Here is a 6,459-nt window from a genome sequence, read left to right as displayed (position 1 = left end):
CCGGTGGCGAGGTTCACCCGCATGCCGAGCAGGCGGTGCCCCGGGCTGCCGCCGAGCGTGGGGATGAACAGCACCTGCAGAACCGCGAAGATCGACAGGATCAGCAGGGGTGGCGCGGAGTAGTCCCCCGACGTGGCGAGCGTGATCGCGATGGCGATGATGTAGGCGCTCGTGTAGTCGATGAAGAGCGCTCCGACGCGACGCCCCAGCGGGGCGATACTCCCCGGTCCGTCGGCGGGAAGACCCAGCCGCTCGCCGGGATAGACGTTGTCGACAGGCGTTTCGGGCACGTATCAAGCCTAACCGGCTCCACGTAACACGCCCGAAACACGGGAGATACTGCAGGGCAACCCCCTCGGGATAGGTTCGATAGTGCCCGTCCCGACGGGTCCCGACACAAGCCCCACCTTTGGAGAGCGCATGTTCCGTGATTCATCAGAGGTGCTGAAGTTCATCCAGGACGAGGACGTCAAGTTCCTCGACATCCGTTTCACGGATCTTCCCGGTGTCCAGCAGCACTTCAACATCCCCGCATCCACGGTCGACGAGGAGTTCTTCACCGTCGGCCAGCTGTTCGACGGATCGTCGATCCGCGGCTTCGCGAACATCCACGAATCCGACATGCAGCTGATCCCGGATGTGTCGACGGCGTACCTCGACCCGTTCCGCGAGGCGAAGACGCTGATCATGATCTTCGACATCTACAACCCGCGCAACGGCGAGATCTACGCCAAGGACCCCCGTCAGGTCGCCAAGAAGGCCGAGAAGTACCTCGCCTCCACCGGCATCGCCGACACCGCGTTCTTCGCGCCCGAGGCGGAGTTCTACATCTTCGACGACGTGCGCTACGAGGTGAAGCAGAACTCGAGCTTCTACCACGTCGACTCCGAGGAGGGGGCCTGGAACTCCGGTCGCGTCGAAGAGGGCGGCAACCTCGCCAACAAGACGCCCTACAAGGGCGGCTACTTCCCCGTCAGCCCCGTCGACAAGCAGGCCGACCTGCGTGACGACATCTGCCTGCGGCTGATCGACTCGGGCCTTCACCTGGAGCGCTCGCACCACGAGGTGGGCACCGGCGGTCAGGCGGAGATCAACTACCGCTTCGACACGATGGTGCACGCGGCCGACGACATCCTGAAGTTCAAGTACATCGTCAAGAACACCGCGCTCGAGTGGGGCAAGGTCGCGACCTTCATGCCCAAGCCCCTCTTCGGCGACAACGGCTCGGGCATGCACACGCACCAGTCGCTGTGGCTCGAGGGCAAGCCGCTCTTCTACGACGAGAAGGGCTACGCACAGCTCTCGGACCTCGCCCGGTGGTACATCGGCGGCATCCTGGCGCACGCACCCGCGCTGCTGGCGTTCACCAACCCGACGCTGAACTCCTACAAGCGTCTGGTCAAGGGCTACGAGGCGCCGGTCAACCTGGTCTACTCGGCCGGCAACCGCTCGGCTGCCATCCGCATCCCGATCACGGGCTCGAACCCCAAGGCCAAGCGTGTCGAGTTCCGTGCGCCGGACGCCTCGGGCAACCCCTACCTCGCCTTCGCGGCGCAGCTGATGGCGGGCCTGGACGGCATCCAGAACCGCATCGAGCCGCACGAGCCCGTCGACAAGGACCTCTACGAGCTGCCGCCCGAGGAGGCCAAGAACATCCCGCAGGTGCCGAACTCGCTGCTCGACTCGCTCGAGGCGCTGCGTGCCGACCACGAGTTCCTCACGCGCGGCAACGTGTTCACGCCCGAGCTCATCGAGACGTGGATCGAGTACAAGATCGAGAACGAGATCAAGCCGATCGCGGCCCGCCCGCACCCGTTCGAGTACGAGCTGTACTTCGGCGTCTGACGCACCAGCGCACACAGGAGCCCCTCCGGGTCACGGCCCGGGGGGTTTCTGCTGTCTGCGGCGGCATCACGGGCGGGTGGGGACGGGTCCTGGGTCGTCGCTGTGCACAACGTCGGCAATCTCCCGCCTGGGCGGCCTCTCCGGTCAGGTTTTCGCCGCCGGGCGACCCGGATCGGCGACGGTGTGCGCGTCGGGCTGCGGCACCTCGAGGGAGCATGCGCAGGCCACGCTCGCGCACGCGCGTTGTGGCGTCTCCAGCGACACCGTCGGCGGGAGCTCAGCGGATGCCGTTGCGGGCGCTGCGCCGCTCGATGAGCACGGTGTCACGCCAGCTGCCGGTGTGCCGGCCGGCACCGGCGCGCGCGATGCGTTCGCGGCGACCCACGATGCGGAACCCGGCCGCTTCGTGCAGGCGCAGGCTCGCGGCGTTCTCGGGGAAGACGCTGGCCTGGATCGTCCAGACGCCCGCTGCCTCGGCGGCGTCGATGAACGCGCTGAGCAGCAAGCGGCCTACGCCGCGCGCGCGGGCGGCGCGCAGGACGTAGACGGAGTGCTCGACGACCCCGCGGTACGCCTCACGCGCCGACACGGGCGCCGCCGCGGCCCAGCCGAGCACTCGGCCGTCGTCGTCCACGGCGACCAGACGCATCTCGGGCAGCTTTCCGGCGTCGAAGTCGTGCCATGACGGCACACGGGTCTCGAACGTCGCCTCGCCGTCCTCGATGCCCTCGCGATAGATCTCCGCCACCTCGGGCCAGTCCCCCGGTGTCATGGCGCGGATCGTCGTCACGGACCCACCCGACTCCCGTGCTGCGTTCATGATCCCCACTCAGCCGTAGAAGAGCTTCTCGAACACGCGCCGGGCACGGCGGGCGGCGCCGAGGTAATCCTCTTCGACCTGTGTCGCCGAGCGGGGCGGATACTCCAGCAGCCGCCCGATGCCGTCCAGCCGCCGGCGGTCGGTGGGCAGGATGTCACTCGTCTGACCCGACAGCAGGGTGTTGGCCGACCGCAACCGGCTGGCCAATCGCCACGCGTGGGCGAGACGCTCGGCCGCGGCCTGCGGCACGAGACCGGCCTCCACGGCGGCGGCCAGCGCCGTCATCGTCGAGGTGGTGCGCAGCCCTGCGATCTCGTGCCCGTGCTGCAGCTGCAGCAGCTGCACCAGCCACTCCACGTCGCTGAGCGACCCGGGGCCGAGCTTGAGGTGCCGGGATCGGTCAGCGCCCTGCGGCAGACGCTCGTTCTCGACGCGGGCCTTGATGCGTTTGATCTCCCGCACCGCCTGCTGATCGACGGATGCCCGATAACGCACCGCATCGGCCATCTCGGTGAAGGCGGCGATGAGCTTCACGCTGCCGGCCACACCGCGTGCGCGCAGCAGAGCCTGCGCCTCCCACGACACCGACCAGCGGCGGTAGTACTCCTCATACGCCTCGAGCGAGCGCACGAGCGGGCCGTTGCGCCCCTCCGGGCGGAGGTCGGCGTCGAGGTCCAGCGGAACCCGGTTGTCCTCGGAGTGGGCGCGCAGACCCGCCACGAGCTTCAGCGCCAGCTCGTGCGCCCGCTGCGGGTCGACGCCGTTGGCGCGGTAGACGTAGAGGACATCGGCATCCGACCCGAAGCCGAGCTCCGCGCCGCCGAATCTGCCCATCGCGATGACCGAGAAGTCCAGCTCGTCGTCTTCGGGCGGCACGACCTCGCGGCGCACCGCCCGCAGCGTCGCCTGGATCGTGACCTCGGTGACGGTCGTCAACGCGTGGGCGATCTGCTCGATCGACAGATCCTCGAGCATGGATGCCATTGCCAGGCGCAGCAACTCCCTGCGGCGCAGCGCCCGCACGGCGCGCATGGCATCTTCGATGGTGCGGTGCCGGGCCTGTATCGCCCGCGCCTCTTCTTCGAGCACCACACCCGCGCGCGGGCGCAGCTGCTCGCCGGAATCGAGCCAGGCCACCGACTCGGGAATCCACTCCATCAGCTCGCCGACGTAGCGCGAGCCCGACAGCACGTGGGTGAGGCGTTCGGCCGCGCCCGACGAATCCCGCAGCATGCGCAGGAACCAGGGGGTGTCCCCCAGTCGCTCGCTGATGCGGCGGAAGGCGAGGAGGCCATAGTCCGGATCGACGCCGTCGGCGAACCAGCGCAGCATGACGGGGATGAGGTGCCGCTGGATGGCGGCCTTGCGGCTGATGCCGCTGGTGAGCGCTCCGATGTGACGGAGGGCGCCCGCGGGATCACGGAAACCGATCGCAGCGAGCCGATCGTGCGCCTGCGCGGGCGACAGCCTCTGCTCTTCGGCGGGGAGTGCCGCCACGGCCGACAGCAGCGGCTTGTAGAACAGCCGCACGTGGATCTCCCGCACCTCGCGCTTGACGGATTCCCAGAGGGTCCAGACCGCGTCGCCGGTTTCGGCCAGGCGCGAGGCGCGGGCGAGCTCGCGCAGGCCCTCGGGCGTGCGGGGCATGAGGTGGGTGCGACTCAGTCCACGCAGCTGCAGTCGATGCTCCAGCACCCGCAGGATGCGGTAGTCGCGGCCGAACACGCCCGCGTCGGTGCGCGCGATGTAGCCCTCGGCCACCAGCGCGTCGAGGGCGTCGAGGGTGCCCCGCTGCCGAATCGCTTCGTCGGCGAGCCCGTGCACCAGCTGCAGCAGCTGCACCGTGAACTCGATGTCGCGGATGCCGCCGGGGCCGAGCTTCAGCTGGTACGGGACGTCGTCCGCCGGAATGTGCTCGGTCACGCGCTCGCGCATGCGCTGCACGCTGTCGACGAAGTTCTCCCGCGCGGCGCTCGTCCAGATCTTCGGCTGCACCGCGGCGACGTAGCGCGCGCCGAGGTCGGCGTCGCCGGCGAGGGGCCGTGCCTTGAGCAGCGCCTGGAACTCCCAGCTCTTGGCCCACCGGTCGTAGTACGCCAGGTGCGAGTCGAGGGTGCGCACGAGCGCGCCCTGCGTGCCCTCGGGGCGCAGGTTCGCGTCAACCTCCCACAGCGGCGGCTCCGTCTCGACGCTGGAGACGCCGCGCATGGTCAGCACCGCCAGCCGCGTCGCGATGTCGATCACGCGGCCCTCGCCGAGGTCCGACACGACGGTGTCATCACCGTCGCCGACGAAGATCACGTCGACGTCGCTGACGTAGTTGAGCTCGCGGGCCCCGGCTTTGCCCATTCCGATGATCGCCAGCTGCGTCGCCGCCACGTGCTCCCGCGAGAACAACCCGGGACCGGTCGGCCCCGTCACCCGGGTGCGCGCCACGCACAGCGATGCTTCCAAGGCCGCACCCGCGGCATCCGCCAGCGCTGCGGCGACCGGGGCGAGCACCTCTTCGGGCGCGGGGCTGCACAGGTCGTACACGGCGATGCGCGCGAGCATGCGCCGGTAGCGCACGCGCAGGGCGACCCACGCCGCCTCGTCGCCCGCCGCGGCGAACCCGTCCACCGCATCCACCGACTGCAGCAGGCTCTGCCGCAGCTCCGTCGCGGTGGGAAGCACCTCGGCGGTCACCGGCAGGTGCGCGAGTTCCCCCGGATGCCGCAGGTAGAACTGGCCGAACCCCGTCGAGGCGCCCAGCAGGGTCCAGGCGGATCGCGCCGCGCCGCGCGGGGCGAAGAGCGCGCGCACCGGCTCGGGGTCGCGTCGTGCGATGCGGGCCAGAGCGTCGAGCGCGCCGTTCGGGTCGGCCGCGATCTCGGCGTCCGCGCCGATCTGGGCCCGGCTCAGGCCGAGGCACTCCTCCAGCTCACCGAAGAGCTGATCCGCTTCGGCGAGACGGGTGAACCCCTGTCGCGCCAGAGCGGTGAGAGCCGACGACCGTTCGCTCGTGGACATGGGCGCGGGGTTTTAGAGCATCTCCAGATTGCTCTTCAGCTCGAAGGGCGTCACCTGGGAGCGGTACTCCTGCCACTCGCGCCGCTTGTTGAGCAGCACGTAGTTGAACACCGTCTCGCCCAGCGTCTCGGCGACGAGTTCCGAATCCTCCATGCGCTCGAGCGCCCGGTCGAGGCTGGCAGGCAGCGGCGGGTAGCCGAGGGCACGGCGCTCGGCGTCGGTGAGCGACCAGACGTTGTCCTCCGCCTCGGGGGGCAGCTCGTATCCCTCTTCGATTCCCTTGAGCCCCGCTGCCAGCAGCAGCGCGTAGGCGAGGTAGGGGTTCGCCGCCGAGTCGATGCCGCGGTACTCCACACGCGAAGACTGCCCCTTGTTGGGCTTGTACATGGGCACGCGCACCAGCGCGGAGCGGTTGTTGTGGCCCCAGCAGATGAAGCTCGGAGCCTCGTCGCCGCCCCACAGGCGCTTGTACGAGTTGACGAACTGGTTGGTCACCGCCGCGATCTCGGGTGCGTGGTGCAGCAGGCCCGCGATGAAGTGACGGCCTGTCTTGGACAGCTGGTACTGCGCGCCGGCTTCGTAGAACGCGTTCGTGTCGCCCTCGAAGAGCGACATGTGCGTGTGCATGCCGCTGCCCGGCTTGCCGCTGAGGGGCTTGGGCATGAACGTGGCATACACGCCCTGCTCGATGGCCACCTCTTTGATCACGGTGCGGAACGTCATGATGTTGTCAGCGGTCGCCAGGGCGTCTGCGTACCGCAGATCGATCTCGTTCTGACCGGGAC

The 6,459-nt window shown here is 69.2% G+C and carries 4 protein-coding genes and 1 pseudogene; 1 reads left to right on the top strand and 4 read right to left on the bottom strand.

Translation table 11 applies throughout. The features are described 5' to 3' along the window. A partial coding sequence (locus tag NQ160_RS16210) for an RDD family protein (protein ID WP_257516201.1) occupies positions 1-290 on the bottom strand: 290 nt, incomplete at its 3' end. 130 nt (positions 291-420) lie between these two features. Between NQ160_RS16210 and glnA the strand changes: the two genes are divergently transcribed. Further along, complete coding sequence (gene glnA / locus NQ160_RS16205; RefSeq protein ID WP_257516200.1) at positions 421-1,845, top strand: type I glutamate--ammonia ligase; 1,425 nt, start codon at positions 421-423, stop codon at positions 1,843-1,845. Positions 1,846-2,122: 277 nt separating this feature from the next. Here the strand turns inward: glnA and NQ160_RS16200 are convergent, their stop codons facing one another. The 3 genes and pseudogenes from NQ160_RS16200 to NQ160_RS16190 form a co-directional block, all read right to left on the bottom strand. After that, positions 2,123-2,617 (bottom strand): GNAT family N-acetyltransferase, encoded by a 495-nt coding sequence (locus tag NQ160_RS16200; protein WP_257516202.1) that lies wholly within the window; start codon positions 2,615-2,617, stop codon positions 2,123-2,125. A 57-nt stretch (positions 2,618-2,674) separates the two neighbouring features. Then, positions 2,675-5,674, bottom strand: a complete 3,000-nt coding sequence (locus tag NQ160_RS16195) for a bifunctional [glutamine synthetase] adenylyltransferase/[glutamine synthetase]-adenylyl-L-tyrosine phosphorylase (RefSeq protein ID WP_257516199.1) — start codon at positions 5,672-5,674, stop codon at positions 2,675-2,677. A gap of 12 nt (positions 5,675-5,686) precedes the next feature. Beyond that, positions 5,687-6,459 (bottom strand): annotated as a pseudogene (locus tag NQ160_RS16190) (glutamine synthetase); the annotation flags it as partial.

The sequence above is a fragment of the Microbacterium sp. zg.Y909 genome (genome assembly GCF_024626565.1).
The sequence above is the reverse complement of the archived record's forward strand: the minus strand, read 5'-3'. Positions and strand labels throughout refer to the sequence as shown.